Here is a 21084-nt window from a genome sequence, read left to right on the forward strand (position 1 = left end):
GTTTCTGTTGGCCCATGGCAGAACTCGTACTCTCCTCGCTCGACCGAGGCGTGCTCACGCTCACCTTCAACCGCCCGGACCGGCTCAACGCCTGGACCGACGCCCTCGGCCGCCGCTACTTCGACCTGCTGGCGGAGGCGGAGAAGGATCCGCGGGTGCGCGCCGTCGTCGTCACGGGAGCCGGCCGGGGCTTCTGCGCGGGGGCCGACTTCGAGGCGCTGGCGTCGATCCAGCAGGGCACCTACGAAGGGGAGCCGGACCCGCGGCCCAACACCTTCCCCGTCACGATCGCCAAGCCGGTGATCGCGGCGGTCAACGGCGCCTGCGCCGGGCTCGGGCTGGTCCACGCGCTCATGTGCGACCTGGTGTTCACCGCCGAGGACGCCAAGTGGACCACCGCCTTCGCGCGCCGCGGCCTGGTGGCCGAGTACGGGCTGGGATGGGTGCTGCCGCGCATCATGGGGCAGCAGCGGGCCATGGACGTGCTGCTGTCGGGCCGGACGTTCACCGGGCGCGAGGCGTGCGAGATGGGCCTGGCCCTGCGGGCGGTGCCCGGGGACCGGCTGCTGGAGGAGGCGCGGGCGTACGCGGGGGAGCTGGCCGCCCTCAGCTCCCCGGCCTCGATGGCGGTGATCAAACGGCAGGTGTGGGGCGACTGGGTGACGACGCTGGACGAGTCGTACCAGCGGGCGACGGAGGAGATGCTGGCGTCGTTCGGCCGTCCGGACTTCGCCGAGGGCGTCGCCAGCTTCGTGGAGCGCCGCGACCCCGACTTCCCCTCCCTCTGACCCGGCGCGCCCCGGGGGCCCGCGGCGTCAGGTGAGGGGGTGGGCGCCGGGGGCCGGGGTGGCGGGCAGGAAGCGGGGCGGCTGCCAGGAACGCTCCTCGTAGGCCGAGGACACCGCCTGCCGGACCGTGTCCAGCCGGTCCTCGGCCACCAGGGCGATGGCCGAGCCGCCGAAGCCGCCGCCCGTCATGCGGGCGCCCCGCGCCCCGCCGCGCACGGCCGCCTCCACCGCGACGTCCAGCTCGGGCGACGACACCTCGTACTTGTCGCGCAGCGACAGGTGGGAGGCGTTGAGCAGGGCGCCGATCTCCGCGGGCCGGCCGGCGCGCAGCAGGCCCACGACCGCCTCCACCCGGTGGCTCTCGGTCACCACGTGCTCGACCCGCTTGCGCTCCTCACCCCGCAGCCGGGCCAGCGCCGCGCCCAGGTCGGTCACGTCCCGCAGCGCGTCGACGCCGAGCGTGCGGGCGGCGGACTCGCACTCGGCCCGCCGCTTGGCGTACTCCCCACCCGCGTGCTCGTGGTGCACCCGGGTGTCGATGATCAGGATGCGCAGCCCGTGGGCGGCCAGGTCGAGCGGGACGTTGCGGGAGCCGAGGGTGCGGCAGTCGAGGAACAGCGCGTGGCCCTCCCGGCACAGCGCCGAGGCGGCCTGGTCCATGATGCCGCACGGCATGCCGACGAAGTCGTTCTCGGCCCGCTGGCCGAGCAGCGCCACCTCCATCGGAGTCATGCCGAGGCCGTGCAGCTCGTTGAGCGCGGAGGCCACCGACACCTCCAGCGCGGCGCTGGAGCTGAGCCCGGCGCCCTGGGGCACGTCCCCGTCGACGGCGATGTCGGCGCCGCGCACCCGGTCGCCCAGCATGGCGAGGACGCCGACCACGTAGCGGGTCCAGCCGCGGGCGTCGTCGCGGGCCGCGAGGACCACGGGCTCGGGCGAGGACGCCTGCAGCGACAGCAGGCGGATCGTCTGGTCGTCGCGCGGGCTGACCGCCGCGGTGACGCCCCACGGGACCGCGAACGGCAGCACGAAGCCGTCGTTGTAGTCGGTGTGCTCGCCGATCAGGTTGACCCGGCCGGGCGCGCGCCAGACGGTCGCCGGCTCGGCGCCGAAAGCGGCACGGAAAGCTTCAACAACCCGCATATTCCAACACCCTTCAACAAGGACCCGACCGTAGACTAGCGGCACGAGCGGTACGAGCGGCACCAGGAGGAGCGTGGAGGAGCTGCTGGATCCCGCGCTCGGTTCGGTGCGGGTCTTTCTCATGCACGACGACAACAAGGCGCGCAAGCTCCGCCACAACCTGGGCCATCCGCGCGTGCTCACCTTCGGCGGCGCCTACTCCAACCACATCAGGGCGGTGGCCGCCGCCGGGCGCCGCCACGGGTTCGAGACCGTCGGCGTGATCCGCGGCGAGGAGCGCCTCCCGCTGAACCCGTCACTGGCCTACGCCGTCGCCTGCGGGATGCGGCTCGACTACCTCGACCGCGACTCGTACCGGCGCAAGGACACCCCCGAGGTGGTGGCGCGGCTGCGCGAGCGCTGGGGCGACGTGGCGATCCTGCCCGAGGGCGGCAGCAACGCCGCCGCCGTCCGCGGCTGCGCCGAGCTCCCCGCCGACATCCCGGTCCCGTACGACGTGGTCTGCTGCCCGGTCGGGACCGGCGGCACGCTCGCCGGCATCGCGGCCGGGCTGCCCGAGGGCAAGCGGGCCCTCGGGTTCGCCGTGCTCAAGGGGGCCGCGTTCCTCGCCGGCGAGGTGGCGAGGCTGCAGCGCGAGGCGTACGGGCGAGTATGGGACAACTGGGCGATCGACCTCGGCCACCACTTCGGCGGCTACGCCCGCACCACGCCCGAGCTCACCGCGTTCGCCGCCGAGCACCGGGTGGAGCGGGTCTACGTCGCCAAGATGCTGCTCGGCATCGTCGGCCTGGCCCGCCGCGGCGTCTTCCCCGCCGGCGCCCGCGTCGTCGCCGTGGTCACCGGTCAGCCCTCGACCCCGGTGGCCGCGTGGGGCGCGCCGACCGGCTTCGACTCGGGCGAGCCCCGCTGACGCAGGTAGATCGAGAGCACCACCATCGACAGCACGGCGAGCAGCTCCGACTGCCAGTTCTGCAGGCTGCGGTTCCAGAAGTCGGGCGAGGTCACGTACGAGCCCCAGCCGACCGGGTCGCGCAGGTCGGTCAGCCGCTCGGCGTTGTACGACGCCAGCCCCGCCACCGACTGCGCCCCCCACGACAGCAGGAAGATCGAGCCCATCACCAGGCCCAGCGAGTTGCTGTAGAGCCACAGGCGCGCCCCCTTCGCCCTGGCCCACGCGGGCGAGCCGGGACCGGCGTGACGGCCGATCAGCTGCTGCTCGTCGGACTCGGCGCCCGCCTGGCCCGGCTCCTTCGACTCCGGCGAGCCCCGCTGGACCAGCCAGACGGTGAGCATGATGAACATGAAGAACTGCAGGTACTCCGACTGCCAGTTCTCCGCGACGTCCACCGCGTAGTCGGAGGAGAACACGTACCGCAGGAAGGAGACCGGCTCGCCGCCGTCGACGAGCTGCCGCTCGTTGTAGTCCAGCATCCCGGCCAGGGCCTGCCCGGCCAGGCAGACGAGGAACAGGACGAGGAAGGCCACGGACAGCGCGTTGTCCTTGAACCGCCTCAAAGGTGGGACCATCCGATCGTGTAGAAGAAGGCCAGCCCGGACACGATGACGAGCAGGGTCAGCGTGAACATCACCTTCATCAGTTCTCCACCTCGCACTCGTACGGGAGGTCGCGGACCGGCGCGCAGCCCGCGGCGACGACCCGCCAGCCGTCGGCGAAGTGGTGCAGGAAGAGAGTGTCGCCCTCCAGGCGCACCTGCGCCTCGTCACCCCAGACGCTCACCTCGGTGACGCCGCCGCCCGGCCCGAGCGCCAGCTCGCGCAGCGCGTCGGCGCACGTCTGACCAGGATCGGGCAGCTTGTCGGCCGTCTTGGGGGCGAGCATGCCGCAGGCCGCCTCCAACTGGCGGTCGGCGAGTGCGGCGTGGAAGCGCTCCGCGGCCCTGGAGGGCCCGGCGGTGTCGGCGACACAGCCGGTGGCGAGCACCGCGAGCATCACACCCACGACGAGTCTCATGACCGTGGGCTACCCGGAAGACCATCCGGCATGCTCAGGGGCCGAGCTGCTCCAGGATCGGCGCGACCAGCGCGTTCAGCTCGCGGGCGAGCACCGTCACGGCCCGCCGGGCGCTCTGCTCCACCTCGTCGTGCGGGCCCTCGGGCTCCGGCGGCAGGTCGTCGAGCGGCACCGGCGCCTCGACGAGCAGGCTCACCCGCAGGAACGGGTGGCGGGCCAGGTCGGACTGCGAGGGCTCGACGTACTGGCCGAACGTCTCCTGCCAGCCGAGCCAGCCGCGGTCGCGCCACCAGGCGCGCGAGCGGGTCAGCTCCGCGGGCGGCGGCGAGACGAGCCTGATGCGCGCGTTGAGCGTGCCGTCCCAGGTGTTGCGGACGCAGGCCGCCTCCAGCACCCGCCGGTCCCAGCGCACGTAGCCGGGCGACAGCGACGGCGGCGTGGCCAGCTCCCAGGCCGCGCACGCGAAGCGCACCGGCGCGATGTCGCCCCACTCGAACGCGTCGAGGTTCTTGCGCACGTGCACGGCGTAGCGCCCGTCACGGTCCCTGTCGAACTCCTGGTCGATCCAGAACGCCTTGCCCATGAGCTCTACCGTACGGCGCGGGCCGGGCGCCGAGTATCACCGAATGGCCTGTGACGCAGGTGACAGATGTGTAGTTTTTTCACTTCAGTGGTTAAACAGGGAGCGTAAATGACGTCAGAACAGCTCGGGCCGGCCATGGACCGCTGGGAAGCGGGAGATCTCGAAGGGGCCGCCGCGCTGTTCAGGGAGGTGGCCGCGACCGGGGACGCCCAGGCGTCGCACCTGCTGGCATGCCTGCTGGAGGAGCAGGGCGACCTGGACGGCGCCGAGGCCGCGCACCGCGCGGTGATCCAGTCGGGCGACCCGGTGTACGGGCAGCGCTCGGCGATGGCCATGGGCATGATGCTGATCAACGCCAGGGAGTGGCCCGCGGCGCACCGGGTGCTGTCGATCGCGGCCGACGGGGCCGACTTCGAGGTGGCCGCGCTCGCCGAGACGGCGATGGTGCTGGTCTGCACCGAGCTGGGCGACGAGGCGGGCGCCGGCCAGGCGCTGGACCGGGCGCGCCGCTCCGGCAGCCCCGCGGTGGCCGAGCTCGCGGCCCGGCTGCGGCTGCCGGACTTCCCGCCGGCCGGCTCCGCCAGGGAGCTGTACGAGCAGGCGCGGGACGAGGACGACTACCGGGACCTGCTCACCGGCGGCGACCCCGAGGTGGTGTCGCTGTCGGCGTTCCGGCTCTACCGGCAGTACGCGGACGAGGGGCGGTTCGAGGAGGCCAGGGCCGTCTGCGAGCACGCCGTCGCCGCCGGTCACCCCGACCACCTGTCCATGGCGTACAAGCTGCTCGGCGCCGTCCTGGTGGACCTGGGCGAGTACGCCGAGTCGGTGGCCGCCTACGCCCGCGCCGCCGAGGACCCGCGCCCGGAGATGCGGCTGCCCGCGCTGCTGGAGCAGGCCAAGGTCATCGGCCATCTCGGCGACGAGGACCGGACCAAGGCGATCTTCCGCCGGGTGATCGCCAGCGGGCAGCGCGAGTACGCGCTGGAGGCGCAGGCCTGCCTGGCCCAGCTGCACACCGAGGCCGGCGAGGTGGCCGAGGCGCTGGACGCGCTGCGGGTCGTGCTCACGGCGGGGGAGAGCGAGTGGGCCTCGGTGTCGGTGACGCTCCTGGCCATGCTGCTCGAACGGCACGCGGAGGCGTACGAGGAGATCATGGAGCTGGTGTGCGCGGCCTCCCGGCACCCCGACCCCGACGCCGCCTTCAAGGCGGCGCTGCTGCTTGACCACGACGCGCGGCGCGAGCCGCTGTCGGACCCCGTCGAGGAGCAGGCGCTGCAGGACGCCGACGAAGGGCTGGCCCAGCTGCGCGCCGGAGACCTGGCGGAGGCCAGGCGGCTGCTGCGGCGGGCCGCCGACTCCGGCGCGGGCGCCCAGGCGGTGCGGGCCATGATGGCGCTCGCCGAGCTGGAGCTGGGCGAGGGCGACCGGGAGCAGGCGGACGAGCTGCTCACCTACGTCGCCGAGGGTGAGGACGTGCCGCAGGGCTTCACCGCGGCTTTCCTGCTGTGCCTGCTGGAGCGCTCCGGCGACGAGCCGCACCCGGTGCTGCGGGCGGTCGTCGCCCATCAGCGGCTGGGGCGGGAGGAAGGGCTGGCCCGCTACCGGGAGGCCATGGACGCCGCCGACCCTGGCGTGGCGGCCGTCGGGACCGCCGTGTTCGCGCAGGTGGCGGGCTCGCTCGGGCTCGACCTGTCGGAGGCGGCAGGACTGCTGCGGCGGGCCGCCGGCTCCGGCGACCCGCTGGCGCTGTCGTACGCGGCGGTGATCGGCAGGGACGTGCTGCGGGAGCGGGACGAGGCCGCGGACCTGCTGCGCCGCGCCCGGCTCGGCGGGCATCCCGCGCTGGCGCCGTGGGTCGCGCACGCGCTCGCGGGCATGACCGACGAGCTTGCCCTGGCCCGTGAGGCGTACACCGAGGCCCTGTCGTCCACGCACGAAGGGCTGCGGCGGGAGGCGGCGGCGGGGCTGGCGCGGGTGTACGAGGAGCAGGGCGACCTGCTCGCGGCCTGCCGCCTGCACGAGCGGGTCATCGCGCACGGCGGCCGGGACGCCGTCCGCGCCGCCTGGCTCCTGGGCCTCACCCGGGTGCGGCTGGACGACCTGGAGGGTGCACGGGCCGCCTTTGAACTGGTGCCGGACGGGGCGGGTGACCGCGCGTCCGGGGGTCGGGTCGCGTCCGAGGGCCAGACTGCGTCCGAGATTCAGATTCCGTCCGAGAGTCGCTCCGCGTCCGGGGTTCAGGCGGCGTCCGAGAGTCGGTCCGCGTCCGACGTTCCGTCCGTGTCCGAGAGTCGGGTCGCGTCCGGGATGGTTTCGGAGGGGCGGGCGTCGTACGGGGAACTGGGGTCGGACGCGGCTGGAGATCGGGCCGTCGGGTTCGAGGGTGCTGCTGCGTCTGGGGTGGTTTTGGACGGGCGGGACTCGTACGGGGAGTTCGGGCGGTACGGGAGGGCGCTGCTCGATCGGGAGTTCTCGGCGGCGGGGCGGGCGCTTGGCGGGATCGGCGGGGAGGTGCGGTGGCTCGCGGCGATGCTGGCGATGCAGAGCGCGCATGCTTGGCAGCGGCGTGGTGACCGTGAGGCGGCCGACAGTGCGCTGACGCTGGCGCTGGACTCCGGGCACGCCGGGGTCGTCCAGGAGGCGGCCTGCTATCTGGGGGCGCTCCGCCAGGAGTCCGGCGACCTGGCGGGGGCCGCCTCGGCATGGGAACTTGCCGCCGAAGGTGACGACGACAGGCTGGCCGCGATGGCGCTGCGCCACCTGGGCGCCGTGCGGCAGTCCGCCGGTCGCCACGACGACGCCGCCTCGGCGTACCGGCGAGCACTCGACCTCGACCCCGCCGACGTCCGTGCGGTCACCCACCTCGCGGACGCCCTGGTAGCCGCGGGCCGCCTGCCCGAGGCCCGCGCCCTCCTGTCGGCGCACTCCCCGCACGACGCCGCCCTCCACCTCGCGCGCTCCCTCCGCACCCACGGCCACCTCACCGAAGCCATCACCACCCTCCAAGCAGCCCGAGCCCGAGGCGCCCAGCCGGACACCCCACTGGGTGCAGCGTCCGGGGAGGTGGGTTCGCCCCTGGACGCACCGTCCCTGGAGGTGCGCACTGCTGTCGGCGGTGAGTACCCCACCCCCGGCGAGCGGGAGGCGGGCTCATCTCTAGGTGCGGCGGATGCAGCGTCCCGGGAGGTGAGCACTGCTCTCGGGGGTGAGAATCTCACCCCCGGCGAGCGCCCCGCCATCGTCGGTGAGAGGCGCACCGTTCTCGGGGGTGAGGACCACGCCTTCGGTGAGCGCGCTGCCGTCGTTGGGGTGCTCGGGGGTGAGGGGGAGTTGTTGCTGGGGGAGTTGCTGGCTCAGGGTGGGGACTCTCGGGGGGCGTGGGAGGCGTTCGAGCGGGCTGCCGGGGGTGCGGACGAGAGGGCGGCGGCGGTGGCCAGGGCTCGGCTGGGGAGGGCGAGTGCGGAGGAGTTGCCGTGGGCGCTGGCCGCGCTGGGGGAGCGGGAGGCGGCGTTGACGGCGCTGGCCGGGGTCGCCGGGTCGGCGGAGATGGCCGAGTTGCTGCTGGCGCTGCATGAGGACGACGTCGCCGAGGTGCGGCACCTGCTGGTGGAGCGGCCGGCCGCGGAGTCGTACGACGAGGTGCTGGCGGCGGCGCGGGGGCTGGACGGTGAGGAGCCGGCGGAGGAGCTGTACCGGATGCTGGTGGAGCTCGGCGAGCCGAGGGTGTCCGCGCAGGCGAGGCTGGGGCTGGGCGGGGTACTGGCCGAGCGGGGCGAGCACAGTCGCGCCGAGCTGTGCCTGCTGCCCGCCACCGGGGACGAGGACGCCGCCGCCCACGCCTGGGAGGGCATCGGCCGGGCCAGGCGCGCCAGAGGTGACCTGGACGGCGCCGCCGAGGCGCTGCACGCCGCCATGCCGGGCTCCGCCGTACAGCTCGCCGAGCTGCGGCGGGAACGCGGCGACGGGGAGGGGGCGCGTGCGGCGCTCGCCGCCGGGGTCGCGGCCGGTGACCTGGAGAGCCTGCGCCACCTGCTCGTGGTGCTGCTGGAGCAGCAGGCGTACGAGGAAGTCAAGGAGCAGGCGGAGCGCGCGGCCGGCACCGGCGACCAGGAGACCGTCACGATGGGCTACTGGGCGTGGGGCGAGGCCTGCCGGAGCGGCGGCGACCTGGCGGGCGCGGTGCTGATGCTGCGCAAGGCCGTCGAGGCCGGATACCGGCGCGCCGTGCCCGCCGTCCGCGGCGACCTGGCCAGGGCGCTGCGCGCGCTCGGCGACGCGGCGGGCGCCGCCGAGGAGGCCCGGCTGGCGATCGAGTCCGAGGACGCGGACGCGGCCGCGCAGGCGGCGCTCGACCTGGGCTGCTGGCTGCACGAGGACGGCGACCCGCTGGGCGCCGCCGACGCGTTCGCCGTCGCCGTGGACGCGGGCGGCGGGTCCGAGGCCGCCCGGCTGGCCGTCGGCAACCTGACCGTGCTGGCGCGGCAGGCGTGCGGGCGCGGCGAGCACCGGCTCGCCCTCCAGGTGCTGTCGCGGATGGGGGAGCACGCCGCCGCGGCCGGCCGGGAGATCGGTGAGGAGTGCGAGGACCCGGAGGCCGTGCGCGCCTACTACGCGCTGGCGGGCGACCCGTTCGCCGAGCTGGAGGCGGCCGCGCGGCTGGCCGCGCTGGGGGAGACCGGGCAGGCCAGGGAGGTCTACGAAGGGCTGAACGAGGACGACGACCCCGAGGTGCGGTTCGTGGCCGGGAGCAGGCTGCTGGAGCTGCTCGACGCCCAGGGCGACGCCGACGCGTTCTACCGGCTGGCCGAACGGCGGGCGGGCGACGCGGACAGCCCGGCGCGGCCGGTGTTCGGCAGCCTGCTGGGCATGCTGCAGGAGCGGCAGGGCGACACCGAGACGTCGCTGCGCACGCTGCGGGAGGCGGCGGAGAGCGGCGAGCCGACGGCGCTGACCGTGTACGCGCAGGCCCTGGTCGCCGCAGGCAAGGAGGCCGAAGGGCGGGCGGCCTACCGGCGGGTGCTGGAGGCCGGCGACCCCGAGGCGGCGGCGCGGGCGATGGTGGCGCTCGGCAACACCTACCACGACGAGGACGAGGCGGCCGCCCGTGCCTGGTACGTGCAGGCGGTGCACGCCACCGAGGGGCACGTGAGCGCGCTCGGCGCGATGTACCTGGGCGCGCTGGCCAAGCGGCGGCGCGACTTCCCCGAGGCGCTCGGCTGGTACCAGCGGGTCATCGACGCCGGCGACCCCGAGGCGGGGATGGCCGCGGCGCATCTGGGCGAGCTGGCGTACTGGCTGGGCGACCGTGACGGGACCGTGCGGTACTACGAGCTGACCCTGACGCTGACGGACCGGCCGGAGCTGGTGGCCGAGGCCGCCTGCCGGCTCGGCGAGGTCCGCATGGCCGACGGCGACCCGGACGCCGCCCGCCGCCTGCTGGAGCGGGCCGTGGCGAGCGGCGACGAGACGTTCACGCTGGAGGCCAAGACCTTGCTCGCCAAACTCCCCTAAAAACCGACATTTCGCCGTACGAGAGGAAACTTGTGGTGAATAAAATGACCGGATAAGCTAATCCGGTCAAATATTTGGGGGAACAGATGGCCAGACCAGGACGGCCGCCGCAGGACCCGGCCCGCCAGCTGGAGCGGGCGCACCGGATCCTCGACGCCGCCGCCGAGCTGATCCTGCGCTGGGGCTACGACAAGACGACCATCGAGGACGTGGCCCGCGCGGCGGGTGTCGCCAAGGGCACGATCTACCTGCACTGGAAGACCCGCGACGCGCTCTTCGTCGCGCTGCTCCGCCGTGACCGGGTGCTCATGGTGCGGCAGGTGCGCGCGGCGGCGCCCGGCACCCTGCCCGAGCTGATCGGCGCGCTGACCACGGCGCTGCTGCGCCGCCCGTTGACGCGGGCGGCCGTGGTCGGCGACTCTCAGATGCTCGGCAAGCTGACCCGGCAGAAGCTGGAGAGCGGCGGCACCACTGAGGGCGCCGCCGCCTTCGACCGTTACCTGGACGAGCTGGCCGCGCTCGGCGCCGTCCGCTCCGACCTCGGCGCCGACGAAGGGCTCGCCCTGGTCACAGCGCTGTTGTACGGGTTCCTGGTCCCGCAGGGGATGCGGCCTGAGGAGTGGCGGCTGCCGGACGAGCGCGTCGCCGAGCTGGTCGCCGACGCCGTCGGCCGGACGCTCGGCACCGGCGCGCCCCCGGATCCGGGCGTCGCCCGCGCCACCCGCGCCTGCCTCGACGCCATCGAGGAGATCGCCTGCCGCAAGCTCGCCGGCTCCCTCGGCGTCGCGACGCTTCCCGAGGAGAAGTGATGAAGAAGACCGTCCGCTGCGAGCTGACCGGCGCGGTCCTTCCCGAGCTGGAGAAGACCGCCCGCCGCGGGCTGACCGGCGCGGACCTTTCCGAGTCGAAGGAGGCGTGATGAAGGTCGTGATACCGCTCGACGCCGCGGGTGATCTCGCCACGGCCGGGGGCAAGGGCGCCTCGCTGGCGCGGCTGGCCGGGGCGGGGCTGCCGGTGCCCGGCGGGTTCGTCGTCACCACAGAGGCCTACCGCGCGTTCACCGCCGGCTTCCGGGACGAGATCCTCGAAGCCGCCGAGGCCGGCGACACCGAGCGCATCGCCGGACTGTTCGCCGCCCGCGACGTGCCGGGCGACCTGGCCGCCGAGATCCTGGCCGCCTACGAGGCGGTCGGGGCCCCGGTGGCGGTGCGCTCGTCGGCCACCGCCGAGGACCTGCCGGACATGTCGTTCGCCGGCCAGCAGGACACGTACCTGAACGTCCGGGCCGACACGCTCCTCGACGCGGTCAGGCGCTGCTGGGCCTCGCTCTGGAACGCCCGCGCCATCGCCTACCGCGACCACAACCGGGTCCCGCACGCCGAGGTGGCGCTCGCCGTGGTGGTGCAGGAGCTGGTGGACGCCGACGCGGCGGGCGTGATGTTCACCGCCGACCCCGTCACCGGGGCCCGGGACGAGACAGTGATCGACGCCGCCTGGGGTCTCGGCGAGGCGGTCGTCGGCGGCCAGGTCACTCCCGACACGGTGGTGGTCTCGCAGGGGCGGGTCACGCGCTCCCGTACCGGTGACAAGGCCGTCATGACCGTGCGCACCGAGGACGGCACCCGCGAGCGGCCCGTCCCCGAGGAACTGCGCCGCGCGCCCGTGCTGGACGAGCGGCAGGCGGTCGAGCTCGCCGCGCTCGGCGCGCGCGTCGAGGAGCTGTACGGGACGCCGATGGACGTGGAGTGGGCCAGGCGCGACGGCGCGTTCGCCATCCTCCAGGCGCGCCCGATCACCGCGCTCGGGCAGCGCCACGAGGAGTGGAACGACGCGGCCGAGGGCGGCCACTTGTGGAGCGGGGGCAACCTGGGGGAGGCCATCCCCGATGTGATGACGCCCGCCACCTGGTCGTTCGTGCGGCTCTTCATCCGCGAGGCCATGTACGCGTCCACGCTGCCCGGGTTCCGCCTGGTGGGCAACATCGGCGGCCGGTTCTACATGAACCTGAGCATCGCCTACTCCGTGGCCCACGCCTTCGGGCTCCAGTCCCGGCTCAGCGCGCTGGAGGAGGTGTTCGGCAAGGTCCCGGCCGGGCTGGACGTGCCGTTGCTGGACGTGTCCCGCTGGGAGCTGTTCAGGCGGGTCTTGCCGGTGGCCGTCGAGGTGCGAAGGCGGGTGCGCCGCAACCTCAAGGGCATGCGGGAGTTCCTGGCCGAGGCGCCGGAACGCGCCGGCGAGCTGCGCGCCCGGATCGCCGCCGTCGATTCCGGGCCCGAGCTGGCGGAGCTGGGGGAGCGCGAGATCCTGCCGTACCTCGTCACCGCCTGCCGGATGCTGGAGGCCGCCGGGCGGCAGGGCGGCGCGGCGCTGGTGCTCACCCGCGTGCGGCTGCGCAAGCTGGCGGGCGAGGTGGACGCCGAGGCCATGCTCACCGGCGTGAACGCCGACGGCGAGCTGGCCAGCCTCGGCCTGCTCACCGGGCTCGGCAAGGTCGCCAGAGGCGAGATCACCCGCGAGGAGTTCGCCCGCCGCCACGGGCACCGGGGCCCGCACGAGTTCGAGATCTCGATGCCGCGGCCGGGCGAGGACCCGGCCTGGCTCGACGCCCAGCTCGCCGGGCTGCGCGACCTGCCCGAGGACACCGGGACGCTGCTGGAGCGCCAGCGCGAGGCGGCCGGCGCGGCGTGGGCCAGGTTCGCCCGGAGTCACCCGCGCAAGGTCGCCGGGATGCGGGAGAAGGTGCGGCGCTGGAACGCGGTGGTGCGCGACCGGGAGGCCGCCCGCTCGGAGGTCGTCCGCGCGTTCTGGGTGGTGCGCGCGTACGTGCTGCGCGCCGGGGAGCTGACCGGGCGCGGCGACGAGCTGTTCTTCCTGGACCGGGAGGAGATCGCCGCGGTGCTGCGCGGCGACACCGGCCCGCTGGCCGAGGTGCCCGTGCGGCGCGCCACCTACGAGCGCTACGCCGCGCTGCCCGCCTACCCGGCGCTGATCGTCGGCCCGTTCGACCCGGTGCGCTGGGCAGCCGACCCCGACCGGCGCGCCGACCTGTTCGACGCGCGCGGCGGCGTCCCGCCCCAGGACACGGTCACCGGCTTCCCCGGCGCCCCCGGAGTGGTCGAGGGCGTGGCCCGGCTGATCGGCGGGCCGGAGGACGGCGACCGGCTCAGGCCGGGCGAGATCCTGGTGACGACGCTGACCAACGTGGGCTGGACGCCGCTGTTCCCGAGGGCGGCGGCGGTGGTGACGGACATGGGGGCGCCGCTGTCGCACGCCTCGATCGTGGCCAGGGAGCTGGGCATCCCCGCCGTGGTGGGCACGGGCAACGCCACGATGCGGCTGCGCGACGGCGACCGCGTCCGCGTGGACGGCGAGCGCGGCACCGTCGAGGTCCTGACCTGACGGGCCGCCGCGTCGCGGGAGCGCTCCCGCGACGCGGCGGCCGATGCCCTTGCTGATAGTGCCTACGACGCCGGGGAGGCCGCCTCGGCGGGGAGCGCGTTGGCCGCCACCACGTCGTGGTACCAGCGGGCGCTGTCCTTCCAGGTGCGCTCCATGGTGTCGCGGTCCACGCGGACGATGCCGAAGCGCTTGCCGTACCCGTGGGCCCACTCGAAGTTGTCCATCAGCGACCACAGGAAGTAGCCGCGCACGTCCGCCCCGCCCTCGATCGCCTCGGCCACCGCCGTCAGGTGGCGGCGCAGGTAGTCGATCCGGTCGTCGTCGTGCACGCGGCCGTCGGCGGAGACCTCGTCGGGGAAGGCCGCGCCGTTCTCGGTGATCATGACGGGCAGCGACGGGTAGTCGCGGCGCAGCCGCAGCAGCAGCTCCGTCAGGCCGGTCTCGTCGATGTTCCAGCCCATCTCGGTGTACGGTCCGGGCTGCTGGACGAACTCGACGTCCGCGCAGTTGATCCACGGTGAGGCCGCGCCGTCCGCGTGCCCGTCGGCCGTGTCGCGGGCGCTGGTCCCGTCCCACTGCCGCACCAGGATCGGGTTGTAGTAGTTGACGCCCAGCACCTCGATCGGCGCGGCGGCGGTCGCCTCGTCGCCGTCCTTGACGAACGACCAGTCGGTGACCGAGGCGGTGTCGTCGATGAGGTCGCGCGGGTAGGCGCCGTCCAGCATCGGGCCGAGGAAGGCCCGGTTGGCCAGCGCGTCCACCCGGCGCACCGCCTCCGCGTCCTGCTCGGAGACGCCGCGCGCGTGGTGCAGGTTGAGCGTGACCGACACCTGGGCGGCCGGGTCGACCACCTCGCGCAGCGCGCGGGCGGCCAGCCCGTGGCCCAGGTTCAGGTGGTGCACGGCGGCCAGCGCCGCGGCCGGATCGGTGCGGCCGGGGGCGTGCACGCCGGAGCCGTAGCCGAGGTAGGCCGAGCACCACGGCTCGTTGAGCGTGATCCAGGTGCGCACGCCGTCGCCGAGCGCCTCGCCCGTCTGCCGGGCGTACTCGGCGAACCGGTACGCGGTGTCGCGGTTCGGCCAGCCGCCCGCGTCCTCCAGCTCCTGCGGCAGGTCCCAGTGGTACAGGGTGGCCACCGGGGCGATGTTCCTGGTCAGCAGTCCGTCGACCAGCCGCCGGTAGAAGTCCAGCCCGGCCTGGTTGACCCGGTCGCCGCCGCCGGGCAGCACGCGCGGCCAGGAGATGGAGAAGCGGTAGGCGCCGACGCCCAGCGCCGCGAGGAGGTCCAGGTCCTCCTCCAGCCGGTGGTAGTGGTCGCACGCCAGGTCACCGGTGTCGCCGCCGGTCACCAGGCCGGGCGTGTGGGAAAAGGTGTCCCAGATCGACGGCCCGCGGCCGTCCTCGTTCCAGGCGCCCTCGACCTGGTAGGCGGCCGTGGCCGTGCCCCACAGGAAGTCGTCGGGGAAGGTTGTCATCGGGGAGTCACTCCTCAGTGTTCGATGCTTCGTGCTCCGGGCTCTGCAGGGCGACGGCCTCCCGGGGGGCCAGGGTGACCGCGCCGTCCACGACGGCTCCGGTCAGCAGGTCCCGCGCGGGGCCGGGGATCGGCACGCGGGCGGTTCCGTCGCCGTGGTTGAGGAGGAAGAGCGCGGGGCCGCGCCGGACCGCCTCGACGCCGGGCGGCGGCGGGCCGGGCAGCGCGCCGGTGACGCCCGCGTCGGCGAGCAGGCGCCCGGCCAGCGTGGCGAGCGCGTCGTGCTCGGGCCGCGTGGCCACGTACCACGCGGTGCCCGCGCCGCAGGGGTGCCGCAGCACCGCCGGATCCCCGCTCCCGGCGAAGACGGCGACCGCTTCGGCGCCTTCGGCCCGTACCAGCTCGGTCCAGAGGCGGGCGGTGAACGCGCCGCCGTCCGTCCACGCGCAGGGCACCGCCCGGTCCTCCGGCACGGGCAGCCACTCCTCGCCGGACAGGCCCAGCACCTCACGCAGCGGCGCGGGGAACCGTCCCCGGTGGACGCGCGCGTCCCGGTCGGCGATCCCGGAGAAGGGGCCGACCGCGAGCGTGCCGCCGCCGCGCACGTACGAGGTCAGCGACGCCGCGTCGTCCTCGCCGAGCAGGAACAGGCTGGGGGCCACCACCAGCGCGTAGCCGGAGAGGTCGGCCGAGGGCGGTGCGAGGTCCACGCTCACCCCGCGCTCCCAGAACGGCCGGTAGTAGCGGAACAGCTCCTCCACCGGGTCGAGCCGGTCGCTGGGCAGGCCGCGCTCGGTCGCCGCCCACCAGCTCGGCCAGTCGAACACCAGCGCCACCCGCGCGGGCACCCGCGTGCCCGCCACCCCGGCGAGCGCGCGCAGCTCCGCGCCGTGCGCGCGCACCTCGCGATGCAGCCGCGTGTCCGGCCCGGAGTGCGGGACCATCGCCGAATGGAAGCGCTCGGAGCCGGAGCGGGAGGCCCGCCACTGGAAATAGCAGAGCCCGTCCGCGCCCCGCGCCACGGCCTGGAAGGACTCCAGCCGCAGCTGTCCGGGTGGTTTGGGCAGGTTGTGCGGCCGCCAGTTCACGGCGGAGACCGCCTGCTCCATGAGCATCCACGGCCCGCCGGCGAGCGAGCGCATCAGGTCGTGCGTGAGCGCGGCCCGCACGTGGGACAGCGGGTCGGCCGGGTCCGGGTACCAGTCGTCGGAGACGACGTCCTCCTCGGGCGCCCAGGACCAGTAGTCGACGAGGTTGAAGAACCCCATGAAGTTCGTGGTGACCGGGATGTCCGGGGTGTGGGCGCGCAGCACGTCCCGCTCGGCCCTGAAATGCGCGAGCAGCGCGTCGGAGCAGAACCGCCGGAAGTCGAGCCGCTGCGCCGGGTTGACCAGGTAAGGAGCGCGCCGGGGCGGCAGCACCTCCTCCCAGGCGCTGTAACGCTGGCTCCAGAAGGCCGTGCCCCACGCGTCGTTCAGCGCGCCGAGGTCGCCGTGCCGCTCCCGTAACCAGGTACGGAACGCCTCGGCGGTGGTGTCGCAGTGGCACACCTGCCCGTACTCGTTGCCCACGTGCCACATGGCCAGCGCCGGATGCCCGGCGTAGCGGCCGGCCAGGTCCTCCACCAGGGCCAGCGCCCGTTCCCGGTAGACCGGCGAGGACGGGCAGAACTGGTTGCGCGAGCCGTACCAGAGCCGGTGCCCCGACTCGTCCGCCGGCAGCGTCTCCGGCCACCGGTGCCCCAGCCAGGGCGGCGGCGAGGCGGTGGGCGTGGCCAGGTCCACCGCGACGCCCGCGCCGGCGAGCAGGTCGAGCACCCGGTCCAGCCAGCCGAAGTCCCTGACGCCCGGCTCCGGCTCGATCCGCGCCCAGCTGAACACGCCGACCGTGACCAGGTTGACCCCGGCCTCCCGCATCAGCCGGACGTCCTCGGCCCAGACCTCCTCCGGCCACTGCTCGGGGTTGTAGTCGCCGCCGAACAGCAGCCCGTGCCGCCGGGTCAGGTCGCGCAGGCCGGGGCTCACCGCGCGGCCCCGCTCCCGCGCGGCGGCGCCGAGCTGTCGCCGATCACCAGCCGGCACGGCACCAGGCGCTGCGCCGGCGGCGAGCCGGGGGACTCCAGCCGGTCGATGAGCATGCGGGCGCCCAGCCTGCCCAGCTCGGCCCCGGGCGGCTCCAGCGTGGTCAGCCGGGGCCGGAACATCTCCGCCACCCGGGCCGAGGCGCTGGCCAGCAGGAGCGACAGGTCGCCGGGGACGCGCCAGCCGCGCTCCTCGACCGCCTGGAGCACGCCGACCGCCGCCTGGTCGCTCATCGCGGCCACCGCCGTCACCTCGGGGTGCTCGGCCATCAGCCGCTCGAAGGCGAGCCGGCCCTCGCCGGCCGTGTCGGCGCGCACGTCGCCCGCGTACCACAGGCCGGCCTCGCGCGTGCCCGACTCCAGCAGGAAGTCCGTCCGCTCGTCGGCCAGCCGGACCTCCATCAGATCTGGCGAGGGGACTGCCGGGTTCACCCGGCAGGGGAATCGCTTCCCTGTTATAGTTTCTTTGTTCGAAACGGGCAGGGCTTGTCCGTCGCCTACCTCAGCAGGGGAAAGCGAGAAGCCGCTTCCTTCAGGAAGTGGAGGAGTCACCCCGGTCAGGTAGCGCAGCTCCTCGACCGAATCGGCGCTCTCGGGCGACAGCAGCAGGTGGTAGCCCAGCTCGGCGGCGGCCTCGGCGGCTCCGGTCGCGAACCGCATCTCGGTCAGCCCGAACCCGCTGCCGGGCGGGGGAGCAGCAGCGCCAGGATGCGGGTCCGCTTGGACACCAGGCCGCGGGCCAGCAGGTTGGGCCGGTAGCCCAGCTCGGCCGCGGCCCGCTCGATGCGGCGCTTGGTCTCCGCCTTCACCGGGCGGGTCCCGTTGAGCGCGGCGGAGACCGTGCTGACGGCCACCTGGGCGCGCTCGGCCACGTCGCGCAACGAGGTCATGCCCCTCCGGTTCCTGCCAGGACGCGGATCGAAACGTTTCGCAAAACGTATGGGGCGGTTTGTCGGGATGTCAACGGGCGGGAGCTCAGGGCTCTATGAGACCCGCTCTTATCGCGTACCGGGTCAGCTCCAGCCGGTCGCGCATGCCCAGTTTGGCCAGCACGTTGGCGCGGTGCCGGTCGACCGTCTTGATGCTGATCACCAGCAGGTCCGCTATCGCTTTGGACGAGTGGCCCTCGGCTATGAGCTTGACGATCTCCTCCTCGCGCGGCGTGAGCAGGCTCCCCGGCAGCTCCTCGCCCCGGGTGTCGCGCTGCAGGAAGTCGCGGATGAGCGCGGTCACCGCGCCCGGGTAGAGAAAAGGCTCGCCGCGCATCGCCGCGCGGCACGCCTCCAACAGGTCGCGGTCGGCCACCGACTTGAGCACGTAGCCGGACGCCCCGGCCTTCAGCGACTCGAACAGGTACTGCTCGTTGTCGTACATGGACAGCATCAGCAGGCGCACCTCGGGGGCGCGCCGGGAGATCTCGCGCGCCGCCTGGATGCCGGTCATGCGCGGCATGGCGATGTCGAGGATGGCCAGGTCGACTCCCTCGCCGGCCAGCTCGACGGCCTCCGCGCCGTTGCCGGCCTCGGCGACCACGACGAGGTCGGGCTCGGCGTCCAGGATCATCCGCAGCCCACGCCGCACGAGGGCGTGGTCGTCGGCGAGCAGGATGCGGGTCCGTTCCAACCTGATCAGTTCCTTTCCGGCCGGACCGGTATGGCCAGCCGCACGGTCGTTCCGCCCCCCGGTGGGCTGGTGATGGTCAAACGGGCGCCGATCAGCAGCGCGCGCTCACGCATGCCGCGTACGCCCGTGCCCTCGGTCATCGGGCCGCCCCGGCCGTTGTCGGCGATCTTCAGCACCACGCCGTCGGGCTGGCGGCAGAGCGAGAGCTCGACCTTGGTCGCCCTGGCGTGCCTGGCCACGTTGGTCAGCCCCTCCTGCGCGATGCGGTAGACCACCAGCTCGGCCTCCTCGCCCAGCTCCGGCAGGTGCGACTCCAGGCGGCGGGTGACGTGGGCGTCGGACATCTCGCCGAAGTCGGCGGCCAGCGCGTTCAGCGAGGCGATCAGCCCCAGGTCCTCCAGCATCCCCGGGCGCAGCCGCCTGGCGACCTGGCGCACCTCGTCCAGGCTGCCCCGTACCGTCTCCTGGATGTTGTGCAGCTCCTCGCGCAGCTCCTCCGGCGCGAGGTCGACGGCGCGCTTGAGGCCGAGCAGCACCACTGTCAGGCTCTGGCCGATCTCGTCGTGCAGCTCGCGCGCGATGCGCTGCCGCTCGCCCTCCTGGGCGGCCAGCGCGTGCGCGGCGGCGGTGCTGCGCTCGGCCTCCAGCCGGTCCAGCATCGCGTTGAAGGTCGCCACCACGTCGGTCAGGTCGCCGTTGCCGCTCTCGGCGAGCCGGTCGCGGGAGCGCAGCAGGTCGACCCGCTGCATGAGCGCGGTGAGCGCCACCAGCGGGGCCAGGCTGCGGCGCAGCAGCACCGCGTTGGCGCCCAGCATCAGCGCCAGGCCGATCGTCAGCACCGGGATCTCGGTGAGCAGCACAGGCGCGGACACCGTGGCGGGTGACACCGCCAGGACCAGCGTGCCGACCGTGAACACCAGGCCGTTGATCACGATGAGCCGCCGGAACAGCGCCTGCGCAGGTGAGCGGGCGGATGCCGGACGTCGCTCTTTCATATCATCAGAGTCGCCGCCGGACGGCGTGCGTGTCCATCCGTAGCAGCACCCATCTCCTTGTGCGTGCCTACATGGTTTCCCCCACCGGAGATGGGTGTCAGACCCGATGGCGTGGTTACCGGTCCGTTACCGAAACTGGAAACCATGAGACAACCCGCCATATCTGCACCGTATCTGTTGCCCGTTTGCCGTCCGGCTCGCACCGGCCCGCCGGGGCACGCCCGATGAGCGGTGTCATCGCCCTGACCGTCTTCGTGGTGGCGTACTACTTCATCGCCACCGAGAAGGTGAACAAGGTCAAGGTGGTGCTCGTGGCCGCCGGCGTCATGGCGGTGCTCGGGCTGATCCCCGGCGCGGAAGTCTTTCACTCCGAGCACGAGGGCATCGACTGGAACGTCATCTTCCTCCTGCTCGGCATGATGATCATCGTGGGGATCATCAAACAGACGGGGCTTTTCGACTTCCTGGCCATCTGGGCCGCGAAGAAGTCGCAGGGGAAGCCCTACCGGCTGATGGTGATGCTCATGGCCATCACCGCGATCGCCTCCCCCTTCCTTGACAACGTCACCACGATCATGCTGGTCGTGCCGGTGACGTTGATGGTGTGTGAACGTCTTGACATCCCAGCCCAGCCCTACATCATCGCCGAGGTGCTCGCCTCCAACATCGGCGGCGCGGCCACCCTCATCGGCGACCCGCCGAACATCATCATCGGCAGCCGCGCGGGCCTGACCTTCAACGACTTCCTCGTGCACATGTCGCCCATCGTCGTGGTGGTCTTCGTGGCCTTCCTGCTGCTGACGCGGGTGATGTTCAGGAAGTCGTTCCAGTACAACCCCGACCGGGTCGCCGAAGTGATGAAGCTGCAGGAGAAGCGGGCCATCACGGACCCGAAGCTCCTGGTCCGGTGCATGATCGTACTCGCCCTGGTGATCGTCGGGTTCGGGCTGCACGCCATCGTGCACGTCGAGCCGTCCATCGTGGCGCTGGTCGGCGCGGGCGTGATGATGCTGGTGGCGCGGGCCGAGACGTCCGAGGTCATGGCCGAGGTCGAGTGGCCGACGCTGGTCTTCTTCATCGGACTGTTCGTCATGGTCGCCGGGCTCGTGCACACCGGGGTGATCGAGGCCATCGGCCTCTGGGCGATCGAAGCCGTCGGCGACAACTTCTTCGGCGCGGCGACCGCGCTGGTCTGGGGTTCGGCGATCCTCGGCGCGTTCTTCGACAACATCCCCTATGTGGCCACCATGGCACCTATCGTGGAAGGGCTGGTCGCGCAGGCTCCCGATCCTGACACCGGGCAGGCGTTGTGGTGGGCGTTCGCGCTGGGCGCGGACTTCGGAGGCAACGGCACCGCGGTGGCGGCCAGCGCGAACGTGGTCGCCATCGGCCTGGCTGCCCGCTCCGGCCACAAGATCACGTTCTGGCAGTTCACCAAATACGGCATCCTCGTCACGGCGATCAGCACAGCAATGGCCTGGCTCTACGTCTGGCTGCGCTATTTCGTCTGAGTGAG

Annotated in this window: 16 protein-coding genes; 6 read left to right on the plus strand and 10 right to left on the minus strand. The window is 73.5% G+C overall.

Annotated features, from left to right (window positions below):
• Positions 1 to 14 precede the first annotated feature (14 nt).
• Positions 15 to 788 (plus strand): enoyl-CoA hydratase-related protein, encoded by a 774-nt coding sequence (locus ACZ6YG_RS09760; RefSeq protein ID WP_148033330.1) that lies wholly within the window; start codon positions 15 to 17, stop codon positions 786 to 788.
• 27 nt (positions 789 to 815) lie between these two features.
• Here ACZ6YG_RS09760 and galK read toward each other — a convergent pair whose 3' ends face one another.
• A complete protein-coding gene (gene galK / locus ACZ6YG_RS09765) occupies positions 816 to 1931 on the minus strand; it encodes a galactokinase (RefSeq protein WP_364228489.1) in 1116 nt (371 codons plus the stop codon).
• Positions 1932 to 2004: 73 nt separating this feature from the next.
• Here galK and ACZ6YG_RS09770 point away from each other — a divergent pair, with 73 nt between their 5' ends.
• Positions 2005 to 2841 (plus strand): 1-aminocyclopropane-1-carboxylate deaminase/D-cysteine desulfhydrase, encoded by an 837-nt coding sequence (locus ACZ6YG_RS09770; RefSeq protein WP_222709056.1) that lies wholly within the window; start codon positions 2005 to 2007, stop codon positions 2839 to 2841.
• Here ACZ6YG_RS09770 and ACZ6YG_RS09775 read toward each other — a convergent pair.
• The 3 genes from ACZ6YG_RS09775 to ACZ6YG_RS09785 all read right to left on the minus strand — a co-directional run bounded on the left by ACZ6YG_RS09775 (position 2775) and on the right by ACZ6YG_RS09785 (position 4486).
• A complete protein-coding gene (locus tag ACZ6YG_RS09775) occupies positions 2775 to 3446 on the minus strand; it encodes a DUF6766 family protein (RefSeq protein WP_466017688.1) in 672 nt (223 codons plus the stop codon). The two genes, ACZ6YG_RS09770 and ACZ6YG_RS09775, sit on opposite strands and share 67 nt — an antisense overlap.
• A gap of 79 nt (positions 3447 to 3525) precedes the next feature.
• Positions 3526 to 3903, minus strand: coding sequence for a hypothetical protein (locus ACZ6YG_RS09780; RefSeq protein ID WP_466017689.1), 378 nt, complete (start codon positions 3901 to 3903; stop codon positions 3526 to 3528).
• Positions 3904 to 3937: 34 nt separating this feature from the next.
• A complete protein-coding gene (locus ACZ6YG_RS09785; protein WP_466017690.1) occupies positions 3938 to 4486 on the minus strand; it encodes a hypothetical protein in 549 nt (182 codons plus the stop codon).
• Positions 4487 to 4594: 108 nt separating this feature from the next.
• On the opposite strand from ACZ6YG_RS09785, the gene ACZ6YG_RS09790 reads away from it, so the two are divergent.
• The 3 genes from ACZ6YG_RS09790 (at position 4595) to ACZ6YG_RS09800 (ending at position 13396) form a co-directional block, all read left to right on the plus strand.
• Positions 4595 to 9997: a tetratricopeptide repeat protein gene (locus tag ACZ6YG_RS09790; RefSeq protein ID WP_466017691.1), complete on the plus strand. Its 5403-nt coding sequence runs from the start codon at positions 4595 to 4597 to the stop codon at positions 9995 to 9997.
• Between the two features lie 86 nt (positions 9998 to 10083).
• Positions 10084 to 10806 carry a TetR/AcrR family transcriptional regulator gene (locus ACZ6YG_RS09795; RefSeq protein WP_466017692.1) on the plus strand — a complete coding sequence of 241 codons (723 nt, stop codon included), beginning with the start codon at positions 10084 to 10086 and terminating at the stop codon, positions 10804 to 10806.
• A gap of 109 nt (positions 10807 to 10915) precedes the next feature.
• Positions 10916 to 13396 carry a PEP/pyruvate-binding domain-containing protein gene (locus tag ACZ6YG_RS09800; protein WP_466017693.1) on the plus strand — a complete coding sequence of 827 codons (2481 nt, stop codon included), beginning with the start codon at positions 10916 to 10918 and terminating at the stop codon, positions 13394 to 13396.
• Positions 13397 to 13458: 62 nt separating this feature from the next.
• On the opposite strand, the gene ACZ6YG_RS09805 is transcribed toward ACZ6YG_RS09800, so the two are convergent.
• The 6 genes from ACZ6YG_RS09805 to ACZ6YG_RS09830 form a co-directional block, all read right to left on the minus strand.
• Positions 13459 to 14871 (minus strand): GH1 family beta-glucosidase, encoded by a 1413-nt coding sequence (locus ACZ6YG_RS09805; protein WP_148033322.1) that lies wholly within the window; start codon positions 14869 to 14871, stop codon positions 13459 to 13461.
• Positions 14872 to 14878: 7 nt separating this feature from the next.
• Positions 14879 to 16951 (minus strand): beta-galactosidase, encoded by a 2073-nt coding sequence (locus tag ACZ6YG_RS09810; protein ID WP_466017694.1) that lies wholly within the window; start codon positions 16949 to 16951, stop codon positions 14879 to 14881.
• A complete protein-coding gene (locus tag ACZ6YG_RS09815; RefSeq protein ID WP_466017695.1) occupies positions 16891 to 17610 on the minus strand; it encodes a substrate-binding domain-containing protein in 720 nt (239 codons plus the stop codon). The genes ACZ6YG_RS09810 and ACZ6YG_RS09815 overlap by 61 nt, the downstream gene beginning before the upstream one ends.
• Positions 17611 to 17615: 5 nt before the next feature.
• Entirely contained in the window at positions 17616 to 17840 is a 225-nt protein-coding gene (locus ACZ6YG_RS09820; RefSeq protein ID WP_148033320.1) for a LacI family DNA-binding transcriptional regulator, read from the minus strand.
• Between the two features lie 85 nt (positions 17841 to 17925).
• Positions 17926 to 18573 carry a response regulator gene (locus ACZ6YG_RS09825; protein ID WP_397198049.1) on the minus strand — a complete coding sequence of 216 codons (648 nt, stop codon included), beginning with the start codon at positions 18571 to 18573 and terminating at the stop codon, positions 17926 to 17928.
• Positions 18574 to 18578: 5 nt separating this feature from the next.
• The gene (locus ACZ6YG_RS09830) at positions 18579 to 19568 is read right to left on the minus strand and encodes a HAMP domain-containing sensor histidine kinase (protein ID WP_397198048.1); all 990 of its coding nucleotides are present in this window, start codon (positions 19566 to 19568) and stop codon (positions 18579 to 18581) included.
• Between the two features lie 224 nt (positions 19569 to 19792).
• Between ACZ6YG_RS09830 and ACZ6YG_RS09835 the strand changes: the two genes are divergently transcribed.
• Positions 19793 to 21079 carry an ArsB/NhaD family transporter gene (locus tag ACZ6YG_RS09835; RefSeq protein WP_466017696.1) on the plus strand — a complete coding sequence of 429 codons (1287 nt, stop codon included), beginning with the start codon at positions 19793 to 19795 and terminating at the stop codon, positions 21077 to 21079.
• Positions 21080 to 21084: the final 5 nt, after the last annotated feature.

Source organism: Nonomuraea sp. NPDC054003 (assembly GCF_055585125.1).

Bases quoted from the DNA above. Each gene is read 5' to 3' on its own strand.
- ACZ6YG_RS09805 (WP_148033322.1), bottom strand. From the start codon at position 14,871: ATGACAACCTTCCCCGACGACTTCCTGTGGGGCACGGCCACGGCCGCC.
- ACZ6YG_RS09790 (WP_466017691.1), top strand. From the start codon at position 4,595: ATGACGTCAGAACAGCTCGGGCCGGCCATGGACCGCTGGGAAGCGGGA.
- ACZ6YG_RS09795 (WP_466017692.1), top strand. From the start codon at position 10,084: ATGGCCAGACCAGGACGGCCGCCGCAGGACCCGGCCCGCCAGCTGGAG.
- ACZ6YG_RS09780 (WP_466017689.1), bottom strand. From the start codon at position 3,903: ATGAGACTCGTCGTGGGTGTGATGCTCGCGGTGCTCGCCACCGGCTGT.
- ACZ6YG_RS09760 (WP_148033330.1), top strand. From the start codon at position 15: ATGGCAGAACTCGTACTCTCCTCGCTCGACCGAGGCGTGCTCACGCTC.
- ACZ6YG_RS09835 (WP_466017696.1), top strand. From the start codon at position 19,793: ATGAGCGGTGTCATCGCCCTGACCGTCTTCGTGGTGGCGTACTACTTC.
- galK (WP_364228489.1), bottom strand. From the start codon at position 1,931: ATGCGGGTTGTTGAAGCTTTCCGTGCCGCTTTCGGCGCCGAGCCGGCG.
- ACZ6YG_RS09815 (WP_466017695.1), bottom strand. From the start codon at position 17,610: ATGCGGTTCGCGACCGGAGCCGCCGAGGCCGCCGCCGAGCTGGGCTAC.
- ACZ6YG_RS09800 (WP_466017693.1), top strand. From the start codon at position 10,916: ATGAAGGTCGTGATACCGCTCGACGCCGCGGGTGATCTCGCCACGGCC.
- ACZ6YG_RS09820 (WP_148033320.1), bottom strand. From the start codon at position 17,840: ATGACCTCGTTGCGCGACGTGGCCGAGCGCGCCCAGGTGGCCGTCAGC.
- ACZ6YG_RS09830 (WP_397198048.1), bottom strand. From the start codon at position 19,568: ATGAAAGAGCGACGTCCGGCATCCGCCCGCTCACCTGCGCAGGCGCTG.
- ACZ6YG_RS09785 (WP_466017690.1), bottom strand. From the start codon at position 4,486: ATGGGCAAGGCGTTCTGGATCGACCAGGAGTTCGACAGGGACCGTGAC.